We start from the raw sequence: 25,379 nt of genomic DNA, 5'->3' as shown, positions 1-25,379 counted from the left end.
CAATACAAAAAGCAAAAGCGCCGCTCATCGCGGCGCTCCATGTTTGTTGACGAGAGTTTCTAATCTAGCTGATGTCTGCTGATATCAGATCCGCATACGTGGCACGTCGTGCGGATCAAGGCGCAGATCAATCAACACTGGTCCCTTGCGGTTTTTGACCGCTTCAAGCGCGGTTTCCAGCTCTTCATCAGACCGCACCTCGATCCCTAGTCCGCCCAGCGAGGTGGCCACCTCCGCGAAGGACGGCCAATGGAAGACCGTCAAGCTCGGGTCCATTTGCCGGTCGAGAAACTGAATGTGTTCTGCGCCATACGCTGAGTCATTGGCGACGATCACGATGAGGTCGAGGCCGAGGCGCACAGCGGTGTTGAACTCGTTGATACCGCCCATCATGAAGCCGCCGTCGCCGCTGAAAAGCACAACAGGCCGGTCCGGAGCCGCCACACCGGCACCAATGGCTTCCTGAAGACCAAGGCCGATGGAACCGAAATTCGCTGTATTCACGAAACTTTTCGGATCGGGGGCGGAGATCCGGCACCAAACTTCGGTCATGAAGCGACCGCCATCGGTTACCAGAACACGATCTTTGGGAAGAGCTTCCTCGAACCGCTGCAGTGCGGCGACATAGTTGACATACCCATCGGCGGTCTTCTTGGCGTCTACCGGATGTGCCGTGAGCGTTTCGGTATCCAGCTCCCGGGTAAAACCACTGGCCGGGATTTCGGCTTCATCCAGCCAATAGAGGATCGTTTCAGCTGTCAGACCCGCATCGGCGATGAGGGCGGCATCTGGGTGCAGACCGCCGCCAATGGCGGTCGGTTCAACATCGACCTGTACGATCCGCTTGTTTTGCATCAGTTTGCCGCGATCGGTGGTGAAGTCGTGCAAACCGGTGCCGAAGCAGACAATACAATCGGTCTGAGCAATCAGATCGTAAGCAGCGGGAGTTGAGAGAGTTCCAAATATATCGATGTTGTAGGGGTGATCGCTGAAGAGGCCTTTGGCTTTCAAGGTCGTTGCCAGCGGTGCTTCCAGGCGGTCGGCGAGTTTGATCAGCTGATCCCGCGCGTGTGTTGCGCCACCGCCGGCCAGGATCATTGGCCGGCGTGCGGAGGCGATCATGCCGATGGCTTCATCCAAAATACCACCTTCTGCGACGCCGCCTGGTGCAGTGAATACATCCAGCATCTGAGGCTCATAAGGAGCTTCCTGCCACATGAAGTCGGCGGGCATGTTTAGGACAATCGGTCGGCGTTCGACTTGAGCCCGGTAAAACGCGCGCGCGACATCCATTCCGACTGTATCGGGTGTCCGCAGCTGCTCAAACCCGGCTCCGGTCGCCTTGGCCAGTTCGCGTTGGTCAATTCCCTGTAGGTGGCGCGGATTGGCGACAGGCGTGTCTCCGGCTAGGAGAACGATTGGGATATGGCCACGCGCGCCTTCTGTGAGTGCGGTCATACAATTGGTCAATGCGGGACCGTGTGTAACCGTGGCAACGCCGACTTTTCCCGAAACATGCGTATAAGCCAACGCCATGAGCACCGAGCTGCCTTCGTGAGCCGCTGGGACAAAACGTCCGTCGCACTCGCGCACAAAACTGTCCACCATGAACAGGTTGGCATCGCCCATTAGGCCGAACATAGTGTTGATGCCATGATCGCTCACGGCCCGGGCAATGGATTGATAGACATGCATTTTGCTGCTCAACGGTGCTCACTCCTGTCGCAATTCCCTCACTGATAGCTGAAAATCGCCGCGCATGCCGTGCAATTCTGGTGAGTTTTTGTCCATTTACGCAAGAAAAAGGTAGGAAACACGCAATTGATGCATGCTTTGTGTGCCGCTTGGGTTTCTGAGGGCGCGCGGGAGCCATCTGATTTCGCAAATTGTAACCTGGACTTTGATAAGCCTACCAAATCCAGAAACTCAATGTTTCCGGCGCAAGGCAAATTTCATCGCTGCAAGCTTGCAAGTTCAGAGAGATTTGCTGCGGTGTCTTTGGCGCTTTTTGCGTGTCGAACTCAGCCGTGATGTCAAAGTCACCTTCAAGCAAAGCCAGTTTTTGGGCGTTGAAAGACAGTGCTTTGACGATGGGGGCCGGATATTGGACGTTCGAGGGAGCAATGCCATCAGCCGACAGTTCAGTTGCGATGAAGTAGTCTTCCAATGGCTTGTGTGCGTTGATGTGCCAGCCGTCGGCGACCGAAATAGACAGCAAGATATCGCTGGATGAGGGCGCGGATTTCAGTTCCACACGCACCTTACCGCCGCCGACATGCCTTAAGGTTCCAGTTTCTCCTTGGTCCAGGTCTTGGAGGGCTTTGATCAGAAATCCGCGTTGCGTGGGAAATGAGATGGCATGGCCTGAAACCGCACTTGCCAGGAGATAGGCTTGTTGTTCTAGCTCCGGAGCCGCCGAGCGGTTCGCCAGTTTGGAAAACAGCGACAAGGCCAGGGCATTGCCTGATGGCACATCAGAATCGTTGACTGGCAGGATGCGGGTTAAACCATCAACAGACTGCGCCATGAAGAAGCCGTCTTCGGCAGCGCCAAACTTGGTCTGGATTTCAGCTGCCAACGCGGCTGCGTCTTTAAGCCATCGGGTCTTATCGTTTGTGTTCTTAGAAAAATCGTGCAGGGCAACGAATGCCAATCCGAGTGCGCCATAATCTTCCAATTGACCTGCAATATCGGCCTTACCGTCAAAGCTGATCCGGTTAAGTCCGTCGGAACCGGTGAGGTTCGATTTGATGAACTCGGCTGCATCTTCGGCTGCGTGGGAATACTCCGGCCGGCCCAAACGGTATCCGGCTTCCGCCAGGGCCTGGATCATCATGCTGTTCCAGGAGACGACGATTTTCCGGTCCAAAGCTGGGGTTGGCCGCGCGAGGCGCATCTCTTGCAGCTTGGCTAGAAGGTTATTGAAGCGGGTTTGAAGTTCCCCTTCGTCTACACCACGGTTCGCAGCCAATTCACTTACAGGTCCAGCAAGATGAAGGACATTGCTGCCGTCCAGCTCACCATCTTCCGTGATCTGGAAGATGTCCTTGGCGAAGGTCGCTTCATTGCCAAGAGGCGCGAGTTGCTCCGGTGTCCATGTGTAATAGGAGCCTTCGGTCTTGTCGCCGGTGGCGTCTTGGCTGTCTGCGTCTTGAGCGGAATAAAAACCGCCACTCGTATCGCGCAAATCCCGCAAAACATAATCAAAGAGCCGCTCTGCAGCGTGTCGATAGGCCTGTTTTCCGGTAACAGCGTAGGTCCGGACCAGCAATTGCCCAGTCATAGCTTGGGTATAGAGCATTTTTTCGAAATGCGGGATGTGCCACTCCGGATCGATGGCATAGCGGTGGAAGCCGCCGCCAACATGATCATGGATGCCGCCTCGGATCATGCCGTCCAGCATATCTGTTACGGCGGCAAGTGCCTGTGTGTCCCCTGTGCGTTCTGCATGATCCAGCAAAAACAGGAACATGGTCTCGCGCGGAAATTTCGGCGCTTCGCCATAACCGCCATTGAACGGATCGAGGCCGTCAAAAAAACCTGCCGCAACTGACGCGATGACATCCGGCGTAAGGTCTTGGGCTTCAGCCTTCTTGGTGAGATAGCCACTAACCGCTGTGGTCACTTTTTTCGCTTCTTGTGCCACCACATGCGGTTCTTCCGACCATGTCCTGGTGACTAAGGAAAGCATTTCCGTCAATTGGTCCGGAGGCAGATAGGTCGTGGCGTAAAAAGCTTCGCCATCGGGTGTCAGAAAGACAGTATTGGGCCAGCCGCCGCCGCCAGTAATCAGCTGCGTTACCGTCATGAACTGCTCATCCAGGTTCGGACGGCTTTCCCGGTCGATCTTGATAGAGATGAAATCACGGTTCAAAAGCGCCGCAATCTCCTCGTTCATGAAGCTTTCTTCCTCCATCACATGACACCAATGACAAGAGGCGTAACCGACGGAAACCAGGATGACCTTGTTTTCGGCTTTTGCTTTCTCCAGTGCTTCCGGCGCCCAAGGATACCAATCAACCGGATTGTCCAAATGTTGCAGCAGATAGGGAGAGGCGCTGCCGGCCAAATGGTTTGCTTTCTGCGCTTCAGCCAAAGTTGGCACAGACAGCAGAACCAGGAGTGCAGATAAGCTCGAAATGATGCGGTTCATGAAGGACCTCCCTATGGTGGGTTACCATAGGTTCGGCGCATGGCTGGTCACATTGGCGTCAATCCACCGGTTAGCATTATGGGGGCTTGGCTGAAACGAAAAAAGCGCCGTCGGGGACGGCGCTTTTCTCTGGAGATGACTGGTACGATCTTTAGGAAGACGGACCGTTGTCGAAGCCGACTTTGTCGACCAGCTCACTGGCGGTCTTACGGTTCTTGGCGATGTCGTCGAGAGACAGGGCGTCTTTCTTCAGATCGCCCCAAGCTTTGACGCGGTCGGAGACCTCAACACCAGGGGTAACCGGATATTCGAAGTTGGTTTCCGCATAAATCTTCTGAGCGTCTGCAGAGGTCAGGAATTCGATCAGTTTGACAGCGTTGTCTTTGTTCGGCGCGTGTTTGACCAAAACAACACCGGCAAGGTTCACATGGCTGCCGCGGTCTTCAACGTTCGGGAACAGGATGCGGACGGACGCGGCCCACTCTTTCTGCTCCGGCTCTTTCTCGTTGGTTTCCATCTTGCCCATGTAATAGGTGTTGCCGATGGAGATGTCGCACTCGCCAGCGAAGATGGATTTGACCTGCGCGCGGTCGTTGCCGGCTGGCTTGCGGGCCAGGTTGTCACGGACACCTGCGAGCCACTCTTCAGTTTTTTCTGCGCCATGGTGTGCAACCATGGAAGCGATCAGGCCGACAGAATAAACGTGCTGGCCGGAGCGGGTGCAGATTTTGCCCTTCCACTTCGGATCCGCCAGCTCTTCATATGTGATGCTGTCCTGAGAAACACGATCCTTGGATGCATAGATGATGCGGGCACGGTTGGTCAGGCCAATCCAATGACCTTCCGGGTCGCGGAATTCAGCCGGAATGTTGCCGTTTACAACGTCGGAGACGACCGGCTGTGTAATGCCGAGTTGCTTGGCGCCATCCAGACGGCCGATGTCAACGGTCAGAAGAATGTCAGCCGGAGAGTTCGCGCCTTCCGCGGAAATCCGCTCACCGAGGCCTTTTTTGGCATAGATCACGTTGGCTTTGACGCCGGTCTCTGCTGTGAACGCATCCAGCAGCGGCTGGATCAGGAACGGCTGACGGTAGGAATAGATGTTGACGTCACCGTCGGCGAAGGCCGGTGCAGCAGTGAACGTGGTTGCTGCGAGTGCAGCGGCACCGGTCAGGGCACGAAGCGTAGAACGCATGGAATTCTCCCAGATATCTGGTTGTTGGTGCTTCAGGAATTTAAGCTGAAGGCTACGCTCAGGTTTATGTCGTTTAGTCACTCGAATGTCAATAAGCTATTTAAATTCAATAATTTAGAATGATTCCAAACTAACTGGAGTGGAAAACTCAACAAAAAATCCGGAAAAGTCATTGTTGCCAATCATTTGCAGGAAGCCTTGAGCGCCCAAAGAGGCCTTGCAGATGTAGGCAGTGAAGCTAAGTGCGATTACTGATCACACCCACTCGAGCGATTTTTCGAGGAATTTGCGGCCATCGGCCTTTTGCCACTCACCATGCGCCATAATCACGGCGGTGGGATCCCAGTTCAACAAGATGTCCCGGGATGCGCGGGCCTTGGCCCGGTTGAAAAACGTCAGCCGCCATTCCAGCGGCGCATAACCTTTGCCAACAACTATGCCCCAGGTCCGCGCGATCCAGCGTTGCCAGAGCTTCCAGTGCTTGTTGAGAAATTCTTCTGAAAAATTTTCGCTCAGATCGGCGAGAATTGCCGTTTGCGATGGCCGGTGAAAAAAGACGACTTCGTCCATCACGGGTGAGCCGGCAAAGCGGACAAGGTCTATTGCACCTTCCCAGGTATCCGGTGCGGATTGATCGAGCGGGGCCTCAAAGGATAGGTCGCGCCGCTTGTCAATTGTGCTTTGAGGTCCCCATAAACGGGCCTCGGGCCAAGCGTCTTTCCAGTCTTTCAGGAACAAGTGGTGGATCTTGTTTGGGCTCACCAGATGCGCCGGAGTTCCAAGGGTTTCGACCTGGTCTTTCAGCGCTGGCGTCAACTCAATCGGCGACCACACCCACAAGGCACCGGAGGGCAGACGGACAATGACGGCGCGGGTGGGATAGGCGCAGCCGAAAAACGGCACAATGCCGCCTTCCGCAATCCAGATATTTTCGGCAACTTCAACCAGCTCTGGCGGTTGGCCGTCCGACATTATTCTGACAGGACGCGTTCTGTCGGAAAGGTGATTTCCACCAGCGTGCCTTGATCCGGTGTGGAGTCGATGTGGAATTGCGCCCTGTTGGCTTCTGCTAGTGCCTTGGTCAACGGCAAGCCCAGACCGGTTCCTCCGCCGCGCCGCGCCGTATGCACCTGGCGGAAAGGCTCAAGCGCAGCTGCCAATTGTTTGGGCGTCATACCAGAACCGGTGTCGCGCACGCGAAGAGCAACTTCGCCATTTGCCTCTAAGGTGGTGGATAGGATCACCTGGCCACCGGACTTGTTGTATTTGATGCCGTTGGACAGAAGATTGAGGACGATCTGACGCAAGGACCGCTGATCGGCAACGATATTGGGAACGGTGTCTGGCACACTGGCTCTGATGATCACCCGTTCGCGGTTCGCCTGCGGCTGCATGAGAGCCACGCATTCGTTGATGATTTCGTTCGCCGAGACAGACGCAAATTGCAGTTCTTGTTTGCCTGCTTCAATCTTGGACAGATCAAGAAGGTCATTGACCAGGCTCATGATGTGCGAGCCGGAGGTGCGAATGTCCTTCAGATAATCTTTATAGCGCTCATTGCCGATCGAACCGAACCGCTCTTCCATCATAACCTCGGAGAACCCGATGATCGCGTTCAACGGCGTTCGGATCTCGTGACTAATCTTGGCCAGGAAATCGGATTTCTGCGAGCTGGCATTTTCGGCCTGGCGTTTGGCTTGGGTGAGTTCTTCTTCCGCGGTTTTCCATTGGGTGATGTCCCGCAGAACCACGCAGAACTTTGTATCCTCCGCACCGCTGATCCGGCCCATAGTCATGAACAACGGGATCAAACCGCCAGATGGAACTTTGCCCAAAACTTCCCGGCCGTCGTTCAGGATACTGGCAACCCCGTTGCGGGAAAGCCCGTCGAGATAATCTTTAGCCAGGCTGTGGCTTTCAGGCGCAAGGAAATCAATGAAAGGTGTTCCGATCATTTCACCTCTGTTGGCGCTGAATAAAGCTTCTGCCGATCCGTTGACCTTCAAGATGGTGCCGTTTTCATCCAGGACCAAGACACCATCGGTCGCCGTTTCAAGGATGGTGTCCATTTCGGAGATTTGATCACGAGCCCGGTCGAGTTCACCGCGGACTTCGGCAAAAAAGTTCGGCGAAGCCGGAGCCCCCCCCGCGGCAGCGGGTTTGGCCGTACGTTCTGTGATCGAAATCATCAAGCCGCGGCTGCCATTCCAGGGGACCGAATGCATGTGTGCATCAACAGACCGGACGCCGCCATCTGCGAGGCGAACCTTCATGGTCTCATCAAGTTCGCCGACCATACCTTCTGCATCCGGAAGGTCTTCAGCTTCGTCGATAAACAGAGCTTCCAGCCCGCCGGCTTCACTCAACGCCGCAATCGATTGATAGCCCAGCAAGCTCAGCAGTGCCTTGTTGGCGTAAAGCACATCCCGATCATGGGCAATGGCAATTCCGATCGGCAACCGATCCAAAAGGGTCGGATCGATGGGGCCAGCTTCCGGCACTTCCGGGGGAAGTTCAGGAAGATCCGGTTCTTCGGTATCCGGTTCATCCCAGCCTTCCAGGTCACCTTCCAGGCGGGCGCCCAAGGCTTCTGCAATCTTGCGGAAAGCTTGCCGTTCCGGACGCGACAGACCGGAGGTGTCTACGGGAACGACACGTGGTTTGACGGTCGCAAGCGGGATGACGTTGTCGCCATGCGCCGGAGGTAAGGTCTCAACATTGTCGGAGGCCGCGAGATCTTCTTCAAACTCTTTCGCAAGTTCTTCGGCTTCAAAGGCAGCCGTTTCTTCAAAGAACTCGCGTTCTTCGTCTGCAGCCTTGTCGCTGTGCTTAGGCTCTTCGTCGGTAGTGTCAACTGACAGGTCTTCGTGTTGACTGTCATCTTCCTCGGAGTTTGTTTCTGAAACCTCGGTTTCGGCCTCATCAGCTGCCGTATCATCTGTCCCGGCTAGTGTCTCTTCGCTCTCACTGGCTGAGACAGCAGCTCGGTCAACTGGTGCTTCTGAGCTTTCCGCATCATTGCCTTCAAACAGATCCGGTTCTGGCTCGGTGCTTTTCTTGTAGGACTTTTGCAAAGACTTGACCGCCGATTCAATTTCAGCGGCATCAAGAGAAGCTGTTCCAGAGATTCCCGCGGGTTCATCTTCGGAGCTTTCGAGATCTGCCAATGATGTTTCGGTCTCCGCAGAGGCTGAGCTGTCTGCTGGCGTTTCGATCTCAGCATCGGCCGGTAGATCCGCAGCAGATGGTTCTACATCGCCGGTTTCATAGTCGGCGTTTTCGGTGCTCAATCCGCTATCATCAGTAGGCGGTGTCTCTTCAAACGCTTCTGACGCGCCCTCGTCAGCCAATTCATTTTCGACCTTTTCGGCAGGCTCAACTGGTTCAGACGCGGGTGTTTCTTCTGTAGTTGAAGGCGCAGCCGCCTGCTCCAGAACTTCGTCCATAGCAACGGCAGCCGTCAGCGGTTCCTCAATCGCGGTGTCGGCATCGTTTAGAGCCGATTCCTCGGAAACGTCATCCGGATCTGGATTGGCTGTGTCCGCATCATCTTGAGAGGGATTGAGTGACGGTGCCGCCGGAGAGGTTTGTTCTGTTTTTGGTGGTGGTGTCGCTCCAGTAAAGCGGGCAAGGGATCCCACCAAGGCCGCCGCGCTGGCGCCGATAAATGTTTTGCCGGCCAACGCATCCGGTTGTTTTGGCTTAAGTTCTTCGGCAGCCGGGGCAGGGGGGGAGACAGCCTCAACCGTTTCTGGTGTTGCTATCTCATTGGCAGAAGCTTCGGTTTCTACCTCCGCTTCCGCAATTTCTGATGCAGTTTCAGCTACAGGTTTGTCGGGTTCTGCTGAAGTATCAGCGTCATCTACCGCGAGACCCTCATCAAAGGCCGCCATGGCCGGGCTGAGGACTGCGATCCGGCCACCAGGTTTGGCATCGGCTGCCCGGCAAACACCAAATCCACGGTAACCTTCAAATTTCCGGTTGCGGTCAAACGCTGGTAGCGCCGCCATATCGACGGGGACGCGGAGCGCGGCATCTGTGACCGGCCAATCGACGGTTTTGCCGCTCCAGGTGTCGCGGCGGTCGAGTGCCCTCGCAATGCTGCCGCGTGGATCGAGGTCGAACCGGTCGGCAACTTCAGCCCAGGTCAAGCCAACAATGTCGGCGCTCGCCGGTCCCACCACCTCAGAAAACTCATCAGACAGGAACGTGAAGCGCTGGGTGATATCCATTTTCCAGGCAAAGCGGACCGGCCGCCGGCCTGGCTGGAAGACAAACGCTTCGGTCTCGATGTCTTCATCATCGTCCGGAACAAGTTCAGCTGTTGTTTCGGAGTCAGCTGTTTCCTCTACCGCTTCGGTGTCTTCGGTTGCTTCCGGAGTATCATTTAAGGAAGTGGCTGCCTCCACTGCCTCACCGTCTCCGGCAGCATCGTCTGCTTCGGACCACTCTTCAGCATCCAAATCAGCAGCAGGAAGTTCTTCACCTGTCGCGCTGTTTTCTGGAGCCGTGTTTACCAGTACATCGTCGGCCGTTTCTGATGCTGAGGTTTGTAGTTCGTCGCCTGATTCCGGTGCCGTGTCTTGCTGCGCGCTGGGCTGCTGTTCCGTGTCCAGAGCATCGGCCCGGGCCCAGGCAGAGGGTTCTTCGCCAGTTCCTTTCGTCAGGTGATTGGGGAGTTCTTCAGCCGTAACGGCAGCGGGCAGAGGCGTATCTTGCGGACCGGCTTCAATCTCTTGATTGTCCAGCACGACGAGTTTTTGCGCGTCTGGCAATTTAAAAACCGCGCCGTTGTGCAAGGCGCCAGCCAGGTCAAGAGGTCCATAAAGCGCCATTTGGCCCCTGGGCAATTCCAGGTCTTCCGGAGTGCCAGTCAATGCTCCAATGGTTTCTTTGACAGCACCGTTGTCTGTAAGAAACACAGACGTCCCAGCCCCGGCCACCAAATGTGCAAACGTCGCGACCGGATCTTTGGTCGTCGTAAATCCCTTGTCGGCGCAGACGATCAGAGCAGCGGTTTCGCCATCTGCGAGGTCTACCTTTTTGCACTGGCAAGTCAGCAACATAACTCTGAGACCGCGGTAGAACCGCAGGCGGTCGATACTGAAGCGGTCGGTAAACCCAGACGCGGCTATACGTGCAATATGTGGACGGGCAGGCGAGCGCTCCAACGCAGCCAGGCTTGCTAAATCATTGATGGATTGCGCAGAAAAGAAAGCAGCGCCAGCCGCGTTTGCCCAAAGCACACGTCCACCATCAGAGGACCACAACCATGCCGCCCGCCGATCTGGCACAAGCTCGACCAAATCGGTCGTGCCAGTCAGGTCCAGAAAGGTTTGGGTCTGATGGTCCATGCTCTGCTCCAAATGGTCATTCGGCAAGGGAGGCGTAACGCGCTCGCCGGGCTTTCATCAGCAATGTTAACACTCTGTTAATACCGGGAAACAGCCGTATCGTCCACGATAAGCACGGTTGCTAAAGGACTTACATGAAGGCGTGGTTAATCGGGGGGCATGTATTTGCCGCGCTGCCATATGCATGTTACGAATTTTTGGCATGGAAAGTTCTTGCAAGTACGAATTCCAATTCTTCTCCCAAACCGAGGAATGCCAGAATGACAGCTGATAAGACCGGTTTTGAAGTGCCTGATCAAATGCGTGATTTTGCTGAAAAGAGCGTAGATCAAGCACGTAAGGCTTTTGACGATTTAATGGGTGCGACCCACAAGGCCGTCAGCAATGTGGAAGAAAGCGCCCATGCCGTGCAGGCCGGTGCTGCAGACGCCAACAAAAAAGCCCTGAGCTATGCCGAAGAACACGTCAATTCTGCATTTAAGTTCGCTCAGGATCTCGCACGGGCGGGCAGTGTCGAAGATATGATGAAGCTGCAGCAGGACTATATGCGGTCCCAGATGGAAGCCCTTGGAGAACAGGCACGCGAGTTCTCCAATTCGGCCACAAAGACTGTTTCCGAAGCGACCAAAGCGGCGTCTCAAAAAGACTGACCCCAATCAGAAGAGTATCAAGGAGTTTGGCGCAGATCCCTGCGCCAAACCATTATGAGCAAGGAACTTACCGCCCAGCGGCAAGCGCTAGGCCTTTGCTACAGCGGCATTCCCATCCACCTGCTGGCGCCTGCGAGAACATCCGGAAAATCAATTCTTGGTCGTGTGCCCGGCATTTGCATCCCAGGAAAACCGCATGAACGCGACGGAAAGTTAATTGTGCAATGCAAAAAAATATTGCAATGCAGCAAGAGATGTCCTATGTAGGGGATGCGGATGACGACAGGGTCCGCCGGGAGACGACCGGCGGAGATGATTTTCACCAATGATCGCATCCGGACTCTAGGAGATGAGATCATGACTGAGACAACTGCTGCAAAACCGGCTACCAAAGCCCGTGCTTCCAAAGCCAAAGCTGCTCCGGCCGCTGCCGCTGCATTCCCGGACTTTGAAGCTTTCGCAATGCCGAAAATGGAAGTTCCGGCTGCTTTCCGTGAAGTAACCGAAAAAGGCATCGAAAACGCACGTGAAGCCTACGCCAAGGTGAAAACCGCTGCTGAAGATGCGACTGATCTGATGGAAGACACTTTTGAAACTTCCCGCCAGGGCGTGGTTGAGTTCAATCACAAGGCTGTTGATGCGGCCAAAGCTAACGTTGATGCGACTTTCAGCTTCATGAAAGACATCATGTCTGTAAAGACTGTTGCCGAAGCCATCGAACTTCAGTCCACGTTTGCGCGTCAGCAATTTGACACGCTGAGCGCTCAGACCAAGGAAATGCAGGAACTGGCCACCAAGCTCGGCACCGACGTTTCTGCTCCGGTCAAGGAAGCGGTCGAAAAGTCCTTCAAGGATTTGAAGGTCAACTAAGTCTGCAGGCATCTATGCCGTGACGAGTTTTTATGCCCGGAGCCACCGCTTCGGGCATTTGCTTTTCAACAAGCTGTATTTTTCTAAAAATTGGCGCTTGCCGGACGGAAAAAACGGCGTTAGAAGTCGCCCTTGAAATCGGCGGTCCGGGTGAATATACCCCGCGCCAATTCAGGCCTTATGCAGACGTAGCTCAGTTGGTTAGAGCGTCGGATTGTGGCTCCGAAGGTCGGTGGTTCGAATCCACTCGTCTGTACCACTCCCCCACAAATAATAATTTTCGCGCAACAGGTACGTTGGGAACTCCCTTAACGGAACCGTGTTAGCTTGCCGTGTTTCTTGATTAGACTTCAATCTGACAGCGCCGACTATTTTCCGGCGGCAGGTACGAGGGAGATACGGCAATGGCGAAAGAGCGGCTGGGACTTTGGGGCAGATTGATCCGGCTGCCAGGACAGTTGCTGCTGGCCCTGATCAATGCAACGGCTTTACTGGTGATCGCAGCAAGTGTTTTGGCCCTGTTGGTGCTTCACCAGGTTGAAGAAGCCGGCACCCGTGTCGCCGGCGCGGTAACGGGAGCAACGCTTGCTCGACTGCAAGTCACGCCTGCGGAATTCAAGGACAATTTGGAAAACCTGGATGACCGGGTTCAAGAGATATCAGAGTGGTTGCAAAGCCCAAGCCTGACAGCAGATCCGGAGCTGAAACGTCAATTGACCGAACTGAATGACAATCTGGTTGGTTTACGCGAGGCGGCAGACGGTATCCGATCCGCAGGGCCGGATATCACCGACGCCGCATTTGAGCAGGCCGGAGAACTCCTGACCGACGCTCTTCAGACACTGCGCGGCTGCGGTGTTCCGACCAGCGTTGTCATCCAGGAGGGCATAACCGTCTCTTCGGCGCGAGTGATCCAACAGCGTTAGTTCTGGAAAACGTCGGCCCATTCTGGGTGTTTTTGTCGCTGCGCATTCACATAGGGGCATAGCGGCATGATCTTGAACTGTTTTTCCCGTGCGTCAGAGACCAGTCGCTCCACCAGTGCCTTGCCGACACCAAGCCCGCGCATCGAGTCCGGCACGCCAGTGTGATCGGCAATAATCAGGCGATCGTTGGCGATCGAGTAAGTCAATTCGGCTGGATCCGGGATGCCGTTGACGATGGCAACATAGCGGCCCTTGGCTCCCTCGACTTCCAGGCTGATTGTGGGAAGGACGGTTTCGGTCATGATGCTTCCTTTACATAGGACGCGCAGGGAATGCCCTGCGCGCTTCCAGGATTTGGCGCTGTTAGGCGGCCAGGTCGAATAACAGGAATTCTGAGTCTTCTTGGGCGCTCAATGAAAGCGCACCTTGCTCAAGGACCCCGAGCCCATCGCCAGCGGTCAACTGCTGGCCATTGACATTCAATTTGCCTCTGACGATCTGGACCCAAACCTTGCGGCTGGGACGAACATCAAACGCAAGGCTGCGGTCCGCAGTCAGGAGCGAGCCGTAAAGGTCGACATCCTGATTGATCGTAACCGACCCGTTGCGGCCGTCGCGGGAACCAATCAGCCGCAGAGCGTCCTGGCGCTCCTCGGTTGGAAACGCCTTCTGCTCGTAGCTCGGAGCAAGTCCGTCTTCTTCCGGCACAATCCAGATCTGCAGGAAGTGCACCGGATCTGTGCTGGAGGCATTGTATTCGCTGTGCCGGACACCCGTGCCAGCGGTCATGCGCTGCAGTTCACCCGGACGTATGATCGATCCTGTGCCGAGGCTGTCCTTATGTTCCAGCCCACCGGAGACCACATAGGAGATGATCTCCATGTTCTCATGCGGATGCGTCGGAAAACCTGCTGTCGGTGCGACACGGTCTTCGTTGATGACCCTAAGCGCGCCGAAACCAATGTGGTTCGGGTCAAAATACGAGCCAAACGAAAACGTGTGTTTGCTTTTCAGCCAGCCGAAATCAGCATCGCCGCGTGCATCGGATGCCCGGAAAATTTGAGACATAACAACAATCCTTTCAAGAGCTTGGCGGAACAGTCCGCGCTGTTGGTCTTAAGATTGTCGTGTCGGTCGTGATTTACAATTGCGCCATCATTTGACGATTAGTCGTCTATTCTTGAACAATCAGAGTCGTCAGATCCGATCAAGCAGAGGTGTTTAAAGTTCGGTTGAGCGCAGCGAACTCCTTCATCCGTGCGGTGTCCGGTTTGATCCGCTGACCATTGGGTGCAAAGGCTTGTTTGAAGGAAAAAGCCTGCGCATTTGGACCGGCCGCAATGAGGTTTTCGAACCGGGCGACCGCTTCGGACCAGTCCGGGCGGTGGCCCTCCGGCACCCACCACAACACATATTCAGGAATCTCATTGGCCTTTATGTGCCACTTGTGGCCTTGCCGGTAAGCATCACCGTGGTCGCCGTGATAGGTCGCGGCCATCAAGGCTTCCATGGAGTCCCAAAGGGACAGGGTGGACGGCGCCCAGCCGTCACCATTCAGATTCTTCCAGCACTTTGGGAAGACCTGAAGGCCCCAACTCTCCGGTCCTTCTTCACCGTCATAACCAGACCGGGCGATAAAACCGTTTGCATTTTCGATGGCGGCGAAAGCGCCAGGTTCGGCATCCCGGAACCCCTTGATTGCATCCGATTGGAAGGGGGCAACAAACTGGTTGAATGTATAAACGGCAATACGATGTGCTGGCATAGGCTCTCCTGTGATGGCGCGCATCACATGGATTGATTGTCTGATATGCAAGTATAAAGTGTGTGGCGTTCCGGTTTTTGATTGTGGTGTGGCGGAACTGCATCGAAGCTTGCTTTGGAAACCAGCCGGATTTGTGCAAACGGGGAAAGAATGTTGTGGGCTGGCGTTTTTGTCTGGCGTCACTATTGTGTACGCCGGTATGCAGTTGGCGCTCCTGTCTTTTCGTTAAGGAACGGGCAGCTTGTAATAAATGCGCCTGAAAAATGATGAGGACGTCTGGTGGAAGATCTCAGTCTCGTATCGCTTGGTCTATTGGCTGCGGCTCTCTTGGCAACCGGCCTAGTGGCTGGGATCATTGCTGGTCTACTGGGTGTCGGCGGCGGCATCGTGATCGTGCCGGTTCTCTATTACATGTTCACTGCGTTGAAGATCGATCCTTCTGTTCTGATGCATGTTGCGGTCGGAACATCTCTTGCAACTATTTTGGCAACTGGTACGTCCTCGGCGAGGGCGCATCATCAGCGCGGCAGCGTGGATATGGATCTTCTAAAACGCTGGTGGTGGGCGATTGCGATCGGCGTTGTTGCTGGTGCGACCTTGGCCGGCAATATCTCCGGCGGCGCGTTGACATTGGTCTTTGGCGTGGTCGCGCTTGCGGTCTCTGCTAACATGATGTTTCGGAAAAACGGCTCGGCGCTGGCTGACACTCTTCCAGGTTCCCCCGTTAAGGAAGTGCTCGGATTTCTGATCGGAGGTATCTCTGTGATGATGGGCATCGGCGGTGGAACACTGGGCGTTCCTACATTGACTTTGTTCAACTATCCGATCCGCAAGGCGGTTGGAACGGCGGCCGCCATAGGCCTGATTATTGCCGTGCCGGGAACCCTTATGTCGGTCTATTTCGGCTGGGATGCGGAAGGCCGGCCTCCCTTCTCACTCGGGTATGTCAATCTGATCGGCTTCTTCCTGATCATCCCGGCCTCCACCTATGCAGCGCCCTTGGGCGCGAAGATCGCCCATGCAATTGACCCGTCAAAACTGAAGCTGATATTTGCGCTGTTCCTCGGGTTTACGGGCCTTCGCATGATCTATGACGTGATGATGTAAGGCCGGTGTTCCACCACGATTATTGATAGACCGGATGAAAAGGTTTCATTGGTCCTATTGGCGCGGATCAGGAACAATGATGGTTAGAATTTCATCGATGACCGGCTAAGCCGACTACAGGACAAATATGTTGGAACGTAATGTCACCCTCAGCTTCAAAGGCTGTGTTCAGGGGGCTCTTTTGTGTGTTCCCGTGTTTCCAGGAATTATCGCGCTGGGCGCGGTCTTCGGCACGGTTGCAGCTCAAAAAGGCCTGACCTTTCTGGAGACCATATTGATGAATTCCCTGGTGTTTGCCGGGGCGAGCCAGTTTGTGGCTATGGAAGTTTACAGCGATCCACTGACCTGGGGAACGCTTGTGGCAATGGTTGGTGTAACGGCAGCGGTCAATATGCGCATGCTGCTGATTGGAGCAAGCCTGCGGCCTTGGTTAGGTCAGGTTCCGGCCTATAAGACCTATCCGGCTCTTTACTTCCTGACAGACCTCAATTGGCTGATATCCCTGTCCGAGTATGACAAAGGCACGCGGGATTGGGGGATTTACCTGGGCAGCGGTTTGATCACTTGGACCGTCTGGTCCTTGTCTGTGATCCCAGGATACTTTGCTGGCAGCCTTATCTCTGATCCGAAGGCTTTTGGTCTCGATGTTATTCTACCGGCCTTCTTTGCGGCCCTGCTGGTTCCATTGTGGAAGGGCAAACGGCAGACTGTGAGCTGGCTGGTTGCCGGCGTCGTGGCAACAGCCACCTGGGCCTTGGTGGGCGGTTACTGGAGCATCTTTACCGGCGCGATAGCCGGTGCATTTGCGGGGGCGTATCTCGATGACTGATGGTGCTTTTTCCGCAGACATGATGTTTGTACTTGCCGTTTTGGGGATGACAGCGGCCACCTATGCCTTACGTGCCGGCGGCTATTGGGTCATGGGGCGTATGCCGTTGACACCCCGCGTGCGCCGGGGGCTGGAAGCACTCCCGGGGGCGATCATCGTCTCGACCATCCTGCCGATCATCTTGAAGGGCGGTCTGGCCGTTGGATTGTGTCTGATCGTTGCCGCGGCCGCGCAGATTAAGTTGCGCAAGGAATATGTGGCCGTTTTCTGCGCCGCCGCCGCCGCGGCGGCGATGCGCGCAGCTGGCCTCTAGAGCTCCGGGCAAAAGATTATAAAGCTGCCTTTGCTTGACGCAGAACAGTGTCGGCGTCGGCACCGGCATCCACCTGCGGCCAGGTCATCCGGCCGAGATCGTAGGTGAGTTGCTGATCAACAATCTCAGCTGTTGCGTCAGAAGCATCGCCGTCACGTGCTTTGATCCGCTGCTTCAGTGTGTCAGCATCGGCGCTAAGCCAAAGACCGTGAAATCCGGCCTCAACCCGGGCGCTCACGGCCTCAATGGCCGTGCGCTCAGCTTCCGCCGCAAAAACAGCATCATAAATCGCCGAATGGCCTGCAGCTAACACAGCCTGCATTTCGGCATCTACAGCATGATAAATTTTGTCGGAAGCGTCTTTGGTATAGGCGCTTTTCGGGGCTTTTTCAGTTTCTGATAGGCCAAGTAGTTTTTTGCGTTTGACATCAGTTCGTAACACCCGAGCGCCCGGTGCCCGGCCAATCTCCGGGGCCAGTCCATAGGCCAGTGTTGTCTTGCCGGTGCCGGAAAGCCCGCCGATCGCCAAGAGCTCCGGCTGTGAGGGCTCTAAAAAGCCCAAGGCATACTTGAAATAGGTTTTCGCCTGCGCTTGTTGGGCCGCTTTCAAGGCCGGGTCAGATTGGTTGAGCGCTGAAGCGGCTGCGATTTTGGAGCGGATTGCCGCGCGCATCATCAAGTAAAACGGCAAGGCCGCGAGGCCTTCCGGATTTTCCGTCAGTGGGCTGAGGTCCAGATAACGATTGAAGACCCTGTTGGCGGCCCTCGGTTGGCCTCGCTCCCAAAGATCCATCAGCAAAAAGGCGAGATCATAAAGAATGTCATTGGTGGCAATGGCGTCAGAAAACTCCACGGCATCGAAAAGCACCAGTTTGCCATCTATCAGGACAATGTTGCGCAGGTGCGCATCGCCATGGCACCGCCGGATCAAGCCCAATTCACCGCGCTTGAGGATCAGATCGTGAATGGACGCAAGGGCTGCTCTTGAAGCGCGTGTTAAATGATGGACCTCATCGGAAGCAAACAGCTCTGGATGCTCGTGAAAGGCCGCATCATTTTGATCCACATAGGTCGCGAGTTCGGCATAAAAATCCGGCCCCTTTCTCAGCGGAGCATGCGCGTGCGCGGACACCATCATCTGGGCAAGCTGGTCGGACAAATGATCGGAAAAAGCGCTGTTGGCAGCGACAGAGTCCAGTTCATTGCGGCGATCGAAACGATTCATCTCAACCGCCCATTCTATTGGAGTGCCGCCCCCGTCCAGGGCAAAGGAGCCATCTTCTTGACGGGTAACAGGCAGCGCCCGGAGGTAGATCTCGGGTGCATTTGCCCGGTTGAAGGTGATTTCAGCTTTACAGGCGTCTTCACGCAGCGCCAATGTAGAATAATCGAGAAAGGGGAATTGGACGGCGCGCTTGATCTTGTAAGCTTTTGACCCAACCAGAAACACCACATTCGCGTGGGTGTCGATGCGGACCACATCCGGCCGCGACGGGTCGTTGGACGCGAGGCCTTCGAAATAGGAGAGTGCCTCGTTCTGTGTGTCTGTGCGATCCATGATCCGTCCTTCGTCTGTTAACGGGCAGTTTGCCCCACAGGTGCGCTAACAGGTTTGATTCTTCTCAATGTAAGGTCACAGCGATGTGGCACATATAAGAGTACTTGTCAGCACTAGGAGGGCTCCATGAACGACTTTCCAGCTTTGAAAAAGATCAGGCTGAACCTGGCCCGGACCAAAGAGTTTCCGCAAGGCTCGGCGCGTCATGGGTATGAATTTACAGCACCACTGGATGAGACCGGCCATATTGACGCCGGTCTTTGGAAAAAAGAACGCGATCATTGCCGCGTGCGCCGGTTTTGGGGCGACGAGGTAGAGGAAATTGGCCATTTGATTCACCGTCCAGGCGGTTCATGGGCGTTCCACTACGACATTGACGGTGACGATGACGATGAAGCGGGCTACCGGTTCGGAGCGCACGCGTTCACACCGGGTGAATATGTCTCGATCAAGGATGAAGACGGTGACCTACACACCTTCCAGGTGGTGACCGTTCAGTCTGTTTAATAACGTTAGCCTCGGGCTACTGTGCGCTGTTGCGGATAGGCGGCAGCGCGCATCACGTCCGCGAGCAATTGATAAGCTGCAATCCAGGCTTCTCTCACTTCAGGTGTAAAGTCGTTTCCAAGCCCCTTTTTCAGGGTTCGAAGAAGTGCATTACCAACAAACGTGTAGTGCCGGGCAGTCACACCGTAATCGAGATGTTTGACTGCAAGCTTTTCGGCGGCGGGCACGATCACATCAGTGTTTTCCAGATTTCGGACAATCATGGTCAAGGCGGACAGTAGCTTCTTGCCCTGGTCTTTCATATCGTTCTTGAACATGGATTTCAGCGCAGGATCGATTGCATATAGTTCTTGATAAAAGATCTCTGCAACCTTCTCTCCTAAGGGGGCTGCCTTCGCGAAGCTGTCTTGAACCAACTTGATTTCGTGCTTATTCACAATGCTCTCCTTAAGAATACTTAATTTCGACATTGTGATAACTTTCAAGAATCACAAGCTGCAGCCGATGTCAAAGTAATGCACTTAAAAATTTCAATAATGTAAATTGAATTCACTGTGATTGAATCGCGCATTTCCTATCTTTGATCGCGGCCTAATCTTGCTGCGTTTTGTCGAGGTCCCGCAGCATTTCGTTGTTAGACGCATGATCGTCTGTTCAGTCCAAAAGGGAATGATATCATTTCAAATTAATGTGACGGGTCACACTGCCGGAGCCGCAAATATTGGACTATGTTTAGAGCACCTGCCATAGGTCAAACCTAATATCATGAGGGATGGGAATGAATAGCGGACCGAAATCCGGTGGCCAGTTGTTGGTAGATGCGCTTGAGCGCCATGGAGCGGAGCGCGTTTATTGTGTTCCAGGTGAAAGCTATCTGGCAGTCCTCGATGCTCTGCATGATGCATCCATCCCGGTGACCGTCTGCCGTCAGGAAGGCGGCGCTGCGATGATGGCCGACGCCCATGGCAAGCTGACCGGCAAACCGGGGATCTGCATGGTGACCCGTGGACCCGGAGCAACCAATGCGTCTGCCGGGGTGCATGTGGCTGCCCAGGATTCCACACCGATGATCCTGTTTATTGGACAGATAGAGCGGGGTATGCGCGAGCGCGAAGCCTTCCAGGAAGTCGACTACCGCCAGATGTTCGGCGGCATTGCCAAATGGGTGGCGGAGATCGATCACGCAGACCGGGTTCCAGAGTTCATCTCCCGCGCCTATCATGTCGCGACTTCCGGCCGCCCGGGGCCTGTGGTGCTGGCTCTTCCGGAAGACACGCTTGTGGAACTTGCCGATGTTGCTCAACCGCCAGCTTGGCAGCAAGTGGAGACCTATCCTGGCCTGCCGCAAATGGCGGACTTGCAAAAGCGGCTTTGGGCAGCGGAACGGCCGATCGCCATTCTCGGCGGCAGCCGCTGGTCCGAAGAAGCTGTTGCCGCATTCACCCGCTTTGCGGAACGGTTTGATCTACCGGTTGCCTGTTCCTTCCGCCGGCAGATGCTGTTTGACAATCTGCATCCGAACTATGCTGGCGATGTTGGCATTGGCATCAATCCGAAACTGCTCGCTCGCGTCAAAGCTTCCGACTTGATTCTGCTGGTTGGTGGTCGCCTGTCGGAAATGCCGAGCCAGTCTTATTCCCTGCTGGATATCCCGGCCCCGAGCCAGCAGCTGGTACATGTTCATGCCGATGCTGAAGAGCTCGGTCGGGTGTACCGGGCGGATTTGTCGATCAACGCCAGCCCGACAGCCTTCTGTAAGGCGGTTGAAGGCCTGCAACCACCAGCAGAACTAAAGGGCGCCGGTGAAGCGGAAAAAGCTCATCAAGATTATCTGGATTGGTCCGGAGCGCGACCGGAAATCCCGGGCAGTTTGCAGATGTCCGGCGTCATGGAGTGGCTGGAGAACAACCTGCCGGAAGATGTAGTTTGCACCAACGGAGCCGGCAACTACGCCACATGGCTGCACAGGTTTCACCGGTTCCGCCGGTTTGCCACACAAGCTGCCCCAACCTCCGGCTCGATGGGCTACGGTCTTCCAGCGGCGGTCGCTGCCAAGCTTACTTTCCCAGACCGTGAGGTCGTGTGTTTTGCCGGGGACGGCTGTCTGCAGATGACCATGCAAGAGTTTGGCACCGCCTGTCAGGAAGGCGCCAAAATCATCGTGCTGGTCATCGACAACGGCATGTATGGCACCATCCGGATGCACCAAGAACGGACGTATCCCGGCCGTCCGTCGGCGACCAAGCTGGTCAATCCGGATTTTGCCGAATTGGCGAAATGTTACGGCGCCTTTGGTGAAACGGTCGAGACGACCGAAGAGTTCGGTCCGGCTTATGAGCGGGCGCGTGCTTCAGGCAAACCGGCTATCTTGCATTTGAAGCTGGATCCGGAAGCCATCACCCCGGCTGCCAGCCTTAGTCAGATCCGGGCGGCTGCCGAAAAGGGTTGAGCCAACAGATCAGGCGCTGTCCTCGGGCAAATCTGTAACGGGCAAGGTCACATCTGAAATTCCGGCATCGTCGGGGGATGTTGTGATCTTGAACCCGAGCGCCTGACACATCGAGATCATTGAGGTGTTTTCTTTCAGAACTTCGCCCTTGATGGTCTCGATACCGTCCGCTTTCGCGTAACGGATGATCAGTTTCATCAGCGCCCAGCCAAGGCCATAGCCTTTCAGGTCCGAGCGCACCATGACGGCGTATTCGCCGGTGTGGTGGTCGGGGTCCGCATGCAAACGGACAACTCCCAAAAGTGAGCCATCTTCCGGGTCGAGTGCGGTAAAAGCCATGGCTCTTGCATAATCGAGCTGTGTCAGTCGGGCGAGAAACCGGTGGCTGAATTCCCTGACGGGCGCAAAAAACCGGAGGCGCAAATCTTCCGGAGAGATCTGTTCAAAGAACGCCTTGAACATGTCTTCGTCTTCCGGGCGCACCGGCCGGACAAAGACTTGCCGCCCGCCCTTCACTGTCAGCGTTTGCTCCCATTCTTTTGGATAGGGCGCAATTGCCAAACGGCTGCCACCGGTTCGCCCGGGGCGTTTTTGCGGATGGCAGAGTGTCATCCGCGCATCCAGTGCGACCAGGCCGGAGGGCAATGACACCATCGGATTGATGTCCAGCTCCTGGATCTCGGGGACATCGATGGTGATCTGCGAGAGTTTGACCAAGGCTTCCGCAAGGGCTGCCTTATCAAGGGCTGGCCGGGAGTGCCCGCCATCAAGCAGGCGTGCGATCCGGGTTCGGTTGATTTGCGCTTCTGCCAAATTCAGATCAAGTGGCGGCAGCTCCAAAGCGATATCTTCGCTCTCCTCGATCGCCGTCCCGCCCTGGCCGAACACCAGAACCGGCCCGAATTCCGGTGTTTCCGCAAGGCCAAGATAGAGCTCCAGACCGTGCCGGTCTTCCAGCATGGGGTGAACCGAAATTCCGGATATCCGGGCGTCCGGATAGTCCCGGCGGGTGTTATCGATGAGCTCTTTGGCGGCCTGTTCGACCGCAGCCGGATTTTCCAGGCCAAGCCGGACACCGTCGATTTTGGACTTAAATGGTAGATCCGGAGAGATCAGCTTGGCGACACAATGCTTGACCGTCTTGAAAAAGGGTTCGGACAGCTTGCCGGCGGCCTCAGGTGTGTTTGCCATGTCCGTCGCCATGATCGGCAAATCATAGGCTCGGAGAATGTCGCAGACTTCTTTTGGTGTCAGCCAGATCCGGTCTTCGGCCAAAGCCGTTTCGACTATGGAACGTGCGGTTTTGCTATCGGGAGTAAAACTCGCAGGCAGGCTGGGTGGCGCTGCCATCAGGAATTCACGTGCCTGGGCATCATGTGCCAGATGCATCAGGCTGCGTGCCGCTTCCGCCGGACTGGCGTAATTGGGCACCTTTGCGTCCGTTAGGACTTTACGTGTTGCGCTGTCGCCGCCGATCAGTCCGGCAACCAGGGCTTTTCGGCGTCCCGGCCGCTTACGATCTTGGTTGGCAGTATCCGCGATGGCAGAGGCCAAGGCCGGCAAAGGTTGAAAGGCGCTGGCGGCTTGCAATACGACAGCACCATCCACGTTTTTGTCTTTAAGAACTGAGGTGATCGTTGAGGTCAATTCCTCAGCAGAGGTATCTTCCGGAAGAATAATCGAGGCTTGCCTAGCAGATGTGTCATCGAGATCGCGCGACTTGCCAATGAAGTGTTGCAGTTCGGATTGGGTCTCTTCGCTTAAGGACGCAAAATTGGCGCCGAGCGCGGCAAGCCGGTCATAGGCGAGGCTTGCGAGGCTGTGACCATTCGCGATCACAGCCAGGTTGCGGCACTGCGGCACCCGGACATGAGAAAGGGTTTCCAGCGCTTCGAACATTTCGTCGAGATCGTAGACCCGTAAGAGACCAGCGCGCCGGAACGCGGTTTCGTAGACAAGGTCGGATTTTGCCAGCCGTCCGGCATGGGTGCGCCCGGTTCCGCCGGTGTCCCGGCTCCGGCCGGACCTGAGGACAATAACAGGTTTACTGCGCGCCGCCGCCCGGGCCGCAGACATGAATTTCCGCGGAACGGCTATGCCTTCCAGGTGCAGAACGATGGCACGCGTGCGGTAGTCTTGCGCGAAGTAATCAATCAGGTCGCTGACATCGACATCGATCCGCGCGCCAAGGGACACCACGGATGAAAAACCTGTGTTGTGGGTCTTAGCCCAGGAAAGGGTCGCGTTTAAGACAGCGCCGGAGCGGGAGAAGAAAGCGATGTCACCTTTTGTAGGCTGTTCTGCACTCAGCAGCGCATTGAGACCTTTGGCCGGGACAGAAACGCCCAGACTGCCGGGGCCGATCAGGCGCAGATTGGTTTTCCGGGCCGCTTCCCGGCAAGCCTGCATGACCGGCTCCGGCCAGGTTTCATAACCGGGCGAGGGGATCAGCACTGCCCTTGTGCCGCGGGCGCCGAGATCTTCGATGATCTCAGAAAGAGCCTCTGCCTTTGCAAGATAGATTATAAGATCCGGTGTCTGTTTGAGATCGGACAGTGTTCGCACGCTTTGTCCGCTGAAGGGGACGGAGTAATCTATCCCGACCAGTGTGACCTTGTGGCTTTCTTCAATCGCGTGAAGGCACGCAATCAACTTATCCGTCAAAACGCCTGGATGGCGGCAGGGACCGAGGACGGCAATGGAGCTTGGTGCAAAAAAACCATCGAGATTGCGGATGGTCACAACGGGATCCTTTCCCGGACTATTGCAGGCTGATCGGAGATTAGCGACTTTTTAAGACAAAAAAACACCCGCGCTCAAAAAAGTTGGGCGCGGGCGTGCGGCAATTTATCAGGCCTTAGTGGGCCATCAGAACCGGAACAGTCATGGATTCTAAAATCTCGCGGGTGGCCCCGCCAAAGAGGAACTCGCGCATCCGGCTGTGGCCGTAGCCGCCCATGACGACCAGATCGTTGCCGTTGTCTGAAACGTGGTTCAGCACAGTGTCTGCAACGCCTGTCTGCGGATTGTTCACCACCTCAATCGTGACATTCATGTTGTGCCGGGCAAGGTAATTGGCAACTTCCGCGCCAGGTTGGCCATTGTCGGTATTGGCACTCTTTTCGATGACCAGGATTGTGACCTTGTCGGCCTTTTCCAAAACCGGCAGCGCCGAATGGATTGCGCGGGTGGCCGTTGTGCTGCCATCCCAGCCGATAAGCACATTGTTGGGTTCAAAAGCCTTGCTGCCGATATAGGGAACCAGGAGAACCGGCACACCGCTCTCAAACAGAACCGTCTCGATCAGCAATTCACGCATGGGCTCCGGCGTATCCGGATTGCTCTGCCCGATCACGACGAGATCTGTTGCCCGGCAATGCACGAGAACATTGTCCAGTGGGCCCCCGGTCAAAATCTCCGCCAAGCGGCTTTCGTTGTTTACGCCGGCCAGCCGGGCGAATTCGTCAAATTGACTTTGGGCGTCCTTGGCGGCCGCAACAGCCTGGTCATGGGCCGCCTGAAGATAGTCAACCGGCATTGGGGCGGCTGCGAATGCCGGGACAACAGGCTCAAACGACACGGCCAGCCCCGTGACGTGGGCGTCGTGTACGCGTCCGAACTCCAAGGCGTATTTTGCAGCTGGCTGCTCGCCCGCCAAATCCAGAATCGTCAGAATATCTTTGATCGGCATCATACCCTCCTA

At 55.6% G+C, this 25,379-nt stretch carries 20 protein-coding genes and 1 tRNA gene; 9 read left to right on the top strand and 12 right to left on the bottom strand.

Annotation, left to right across the window (positions count from 1 at the left end):
• Nucleotides 1-84: 84 nt before the first annotated feature.
• The 5 genes from ACOOFE_RS22105 to ACOOFE_RS22085 form a co-directional block, all read right to left on the bottom strand.
• Nucleotides 85-1,707 (bottom strand): thiamine pyrophosphate-binding protein, encoded by a 1,623-nt coding sequence (locus tag ACOOFE_RS22105; protein WP_420412061.1) that lies wholly within the window; start codon nt 1,705-1,707, stop codon nt 85-87.
• A 202-nt stretch (nt 1,708-1,909) separates the two neighbouring features.
• On the bottom strand, nt 1,910-4,153 hold the full coding sequence (locus tag ACOOFE_RS22100) for a DUF255 domain-containing protein (RefSeq protein ID WP_420412060.1): 2,244 nt from the start codon (nt 4,151-4,153) through the stop codon (nt 1,910-1,912).
• Between the two features lie 151 nt (nt 4,154-4,304).
• Nucleotides 4,305-5,348, bottom strand: a complete 1,044-nt coding sequence (locus tag ACOOFE_RS22095; RefSeq protein WP_420412059.1) for a Fe(3+) ABC transporter substrate-binding protein — start codon at nt 5,346-5,348, stop codon at nt 4,305-4,307.
• A 255-nt stretch (nt 5,349-5,603) separates the two neighbouring features.
• Complete coding sequence (locus ACOOFE_RS22090) at nt 5,604-6,320, bottom strand: DUF4336 domain-containing protein (RefSeq protein ID WP_420412058.1); 717 nt, start codon at nt 6,318-6,320, stop codon at nt 5,604-5,606.
• The gene (locus ACOOFE_RS22085; protein WP_420412057.1) at nt 6,320-10,702 is read right to left on the bottom strand and encodes an ATP-binding protein; all 4,383 of its coding nucleotides are present in this window, start codon (nt 10,700-10,702) and stop codon (nt 6,320-6,322) included. Before ACOOFE_RS22085 ends, ACOOFE_RS22090 begins: the two co-directional genes overlap by 1 nt.
• Nucleotides 10,703-10,962: 260 nt before the next feature.
• Between ACOOFE_RS22085 and ACOOFE_RS22080 the strand changes: the two genes are divergently transcribed.
• The 4 genes from ACOOFE_RS22080 to ACOOFE_RS22065 all read left to right on the top strand — a co-directional run bounded on the left by ACOOFE_RS22080 (nt 10,963) and on the right by ACOOFE_RS22065 (nt 13,148).
• On the top strand, nt 10,963-11,352 hold the full coding sequence (locus ACOOFE_RS22080; RefSeq protein WP_420412056.1) for a phasin: 390 nt from the start codon (nt 10,963-10,965) through the stop codon (nt 11,350-11,352).
• A 357-nt stretch (nt 11,353-11,709) separates the two neighbouring features.
• Nucleotides 11,710-12,222 carry a phasin gene (locus tag ACOOFE_RS22075; protein WP_420412055.1) on the top strand — a complete coding sequence of 171 codons (513 nt, stop codon included), beginning with the start codon at nt 11,710-11,712 and terminating at the stop codon, nt 12,220-12,222.
• Nucleotides 12,223-12,404: 182 nt separating this feature from the next.
• Nucleotides 12,405-12,481: transfer RNA gene (locus ACOOFE_RS22070), tRNA-His, on the top strand.
• Nucleotides 12,482-12,626: 145 nt separating this feature from the next.
• Nucleotides 12,627-13,148, top strand: coding sequence for a hypothetical protein (locus tag ACOOFE_RS22065; RefSeq protein ID WP_420412054.1), 522 nt, complete (start codon nt 12,627-12,629; stop codon nt 13,146-13,148).
• Here ACOOFE_RS22065 and ACOOFE_RS22060 read toward each other — a convergent pair.
• From ACOOFE_RS22060 to ACOOFE_RS22050, 3 genes are all read right to left on the bottom strand, one after another.
• Nucleotides 13,145-13,450: a GNAT family N-acetyltransferase gene (locus ACOOFE_RS22060; protein ID WP_420412053.1), complete on the bottom strand. Its 306-nt coding sequence runs from the start codon at nt 13,448-13,450 to the stop codon at nt 13,145-13,147. The two genes, ACOOFE_RS22065 and ACOOFE_RS22060, sit on opposite strands and share 4 nt — an antisense overlap.
• Before the next feature lie 61 nt (nt 13,451-13,511).
• The gene (locus tag ACOOFE_RS22055) at nt 13,512-14,216 is read right to left on the bottom strand and encodes a pirin family protein (protein WP_420412052.1); all 705 of its coding nucleotides are present in this window, start codon (nt 14,214-14,216) and stop codon (nt 13,512-13,514) included.
• A 139-nt stretch (nt 14,217-14,355) separates the two neighbouring features.
• Complete coding sequence (locus tag ACOOFE_RS22050; protein WP_420412051.1) at nt 14,356-14,913, bottom strand: DUF3291 domain-containing protein; 558 nt, start codon at nt 14,911-14,913, stop codon at nt 14,356-14,358.
• Between the two features lie 279 nt (nt 14,914-15,192).
• On the opposite strand from ACOOFE_RS22050, the gene ACOOFE_RS22045 reads away from it, so the two are divergent.
• The 3 genes from ACOOFE_RS22045 (at nt 15,193) to ACOOFE_RS22035 (ending at nt 17,162) form a co-directional block, all read left to right on the top strand.
• On the top strand, nt 15,193-16,020 hold the full coding sequence (locus ACOOFE_RS22045) for a sulfite exporter TauE/SafE family protein (protein WP_420412050.1): 828 nt from the start codon (nt 15,193-15,195) through the stop codon (nt 16,018-16,020).
• Between the two features lie 127 nt (nt 16,021-16,147).
• Complete coding sequence (locus ACOOFE_RS22040) at nt 16,148-16,849, top strand: AzlC family ABC transporter permease (protein ID WP_420412049.1); 702 nt, start codon at nt 16,148-16,150, stop codon at nt 16,847-16,849.
• Nucleotides 16,842-17,162: an AzlD family protein gene (locus tag ACOOFE_RS22035; RefSeq protein WP_168206503.1), complete on the top strand. Its 321-nt coding sequence runs from the start codon at nt 16,842-16,844 to the stop codon at nt 17,160-17,162. The genes ACOOFE_RS22040 and ACOOFE_RS22035 overlap by 8 nt, the downstream gene beginning before the upstream one ends.
• Nucleotides 17,163-17,178: 16 nt before the next feature.
• Here ACOOFE_RS22035 and ACOOFE_RS22030 read toward each other — a convergent pair whose 3' ends face one another.
• Nucleotides 17,179-18,720, bottom strand: coding sequence for an AAA family ATPase (locus tag ACOOFE_RS22030; RefSeq protein ID WP_420412048.1), 1,542 nt, complete (start codon nt 18,718-18,720; stop codon nt 17,179-17,181).
• 126 nt (nt 18,721-18,846) lie between these two features.
• Here ACOOFE_RS22030 and ACOOFE_RS22025 point away from each other — a divergent pair, with 126 nt between their 5' ends.
• On the top strand, nt 18,847-19,227 hold the full coding sequence (locus ACOOFE_RS22025; RefSeq protein WP_141188347.1) for a hypothetical protein: 381 nt from the start codon (nt 18,847-18,849) through the stop codon (nt 19,225-19,227).
• A 5-nt stretch (nt 19,228-19,232) separates the two neighbouring features.
• Here ACOOFE_RS22025 and ACOOFE_RS22020 read toward each other — a convergent pair whose 3' ends face one another.
• Nucleotides 19,233-19,664, bottom strand: coding sequence for a globin family protein (locus ACOOFE_RS22020; RefSeq protein ID WP_420412047.1), 432 nt, complete (start codon nt 19,662-19,664; stop codon nt 19,233-19,235).
• Between the two features lie 341 nt (nt 19,665-20,005).
• Here ACOOFE_RS22020 and ACOOFE_RS22015 point away from each other — a divergent pair, with 341 nt between their 5' ends.
• A complete protein-coding gene (locus ACOOFE_RS22015) occupies nt 20,006-21,676 on the top strand; it encodes a thiamine pyrophosphate-binding protein (protein WP_420412046.1) in 1,671 nt (556 codons plus the stop codon).
• Between the two features lie 9 nt (nt 21,677-21,685).
• Here ACOOFE_RS22015 and ACOOFE_RS22010 read toward each other — a convergent pair whose 3' ends face one another.
• Together ACOOFE_RS22010 and ACOOFE_RS22005 are read right to left on the bottom strand one after the other, a co-directional pair.
• Complete coding sequence (locus tag ACOOFE_RS22010; protein ID WP_420412045.1) at nt 21,686-24,418, bottom strand: bifunctional acetate--CoA ligase family protein/GNAT family N-acetyltransferase; 2,733 nt, start codon at nt 24,416-24,418, stop codon at nt 21,686-21,688.
• Nucleotides 24,419-24,533: 115 nt separating this feature from the next.
• Nucleotides 24,534-25,367: a universal stress protein gene (locus tag ACOOFE_RS22005; RefSeq protein ID WP_420412044.1), complete on the bottom strand. Its 834-nt coding sequence runs from the start codon at nt 25,365-25,367 to the stop codon at nt 24,534-24,536.
• Nucleotides 25,368-25,379: the final 12 nt, after the last annotated feature.

The organism is Roseibium sp. (genome assembly GCF_965216085.1).
Taxonomy (GTDB): Bacteria; Pseudomonadota; Alphaproteobacteria; order Rhizobiales; family Stappiaceae; genus Roseibium.
Note: the sequence above shows the minus strand (reverse complement) of the source record. Positions and strands in the feature narration are given on the sequence as shown.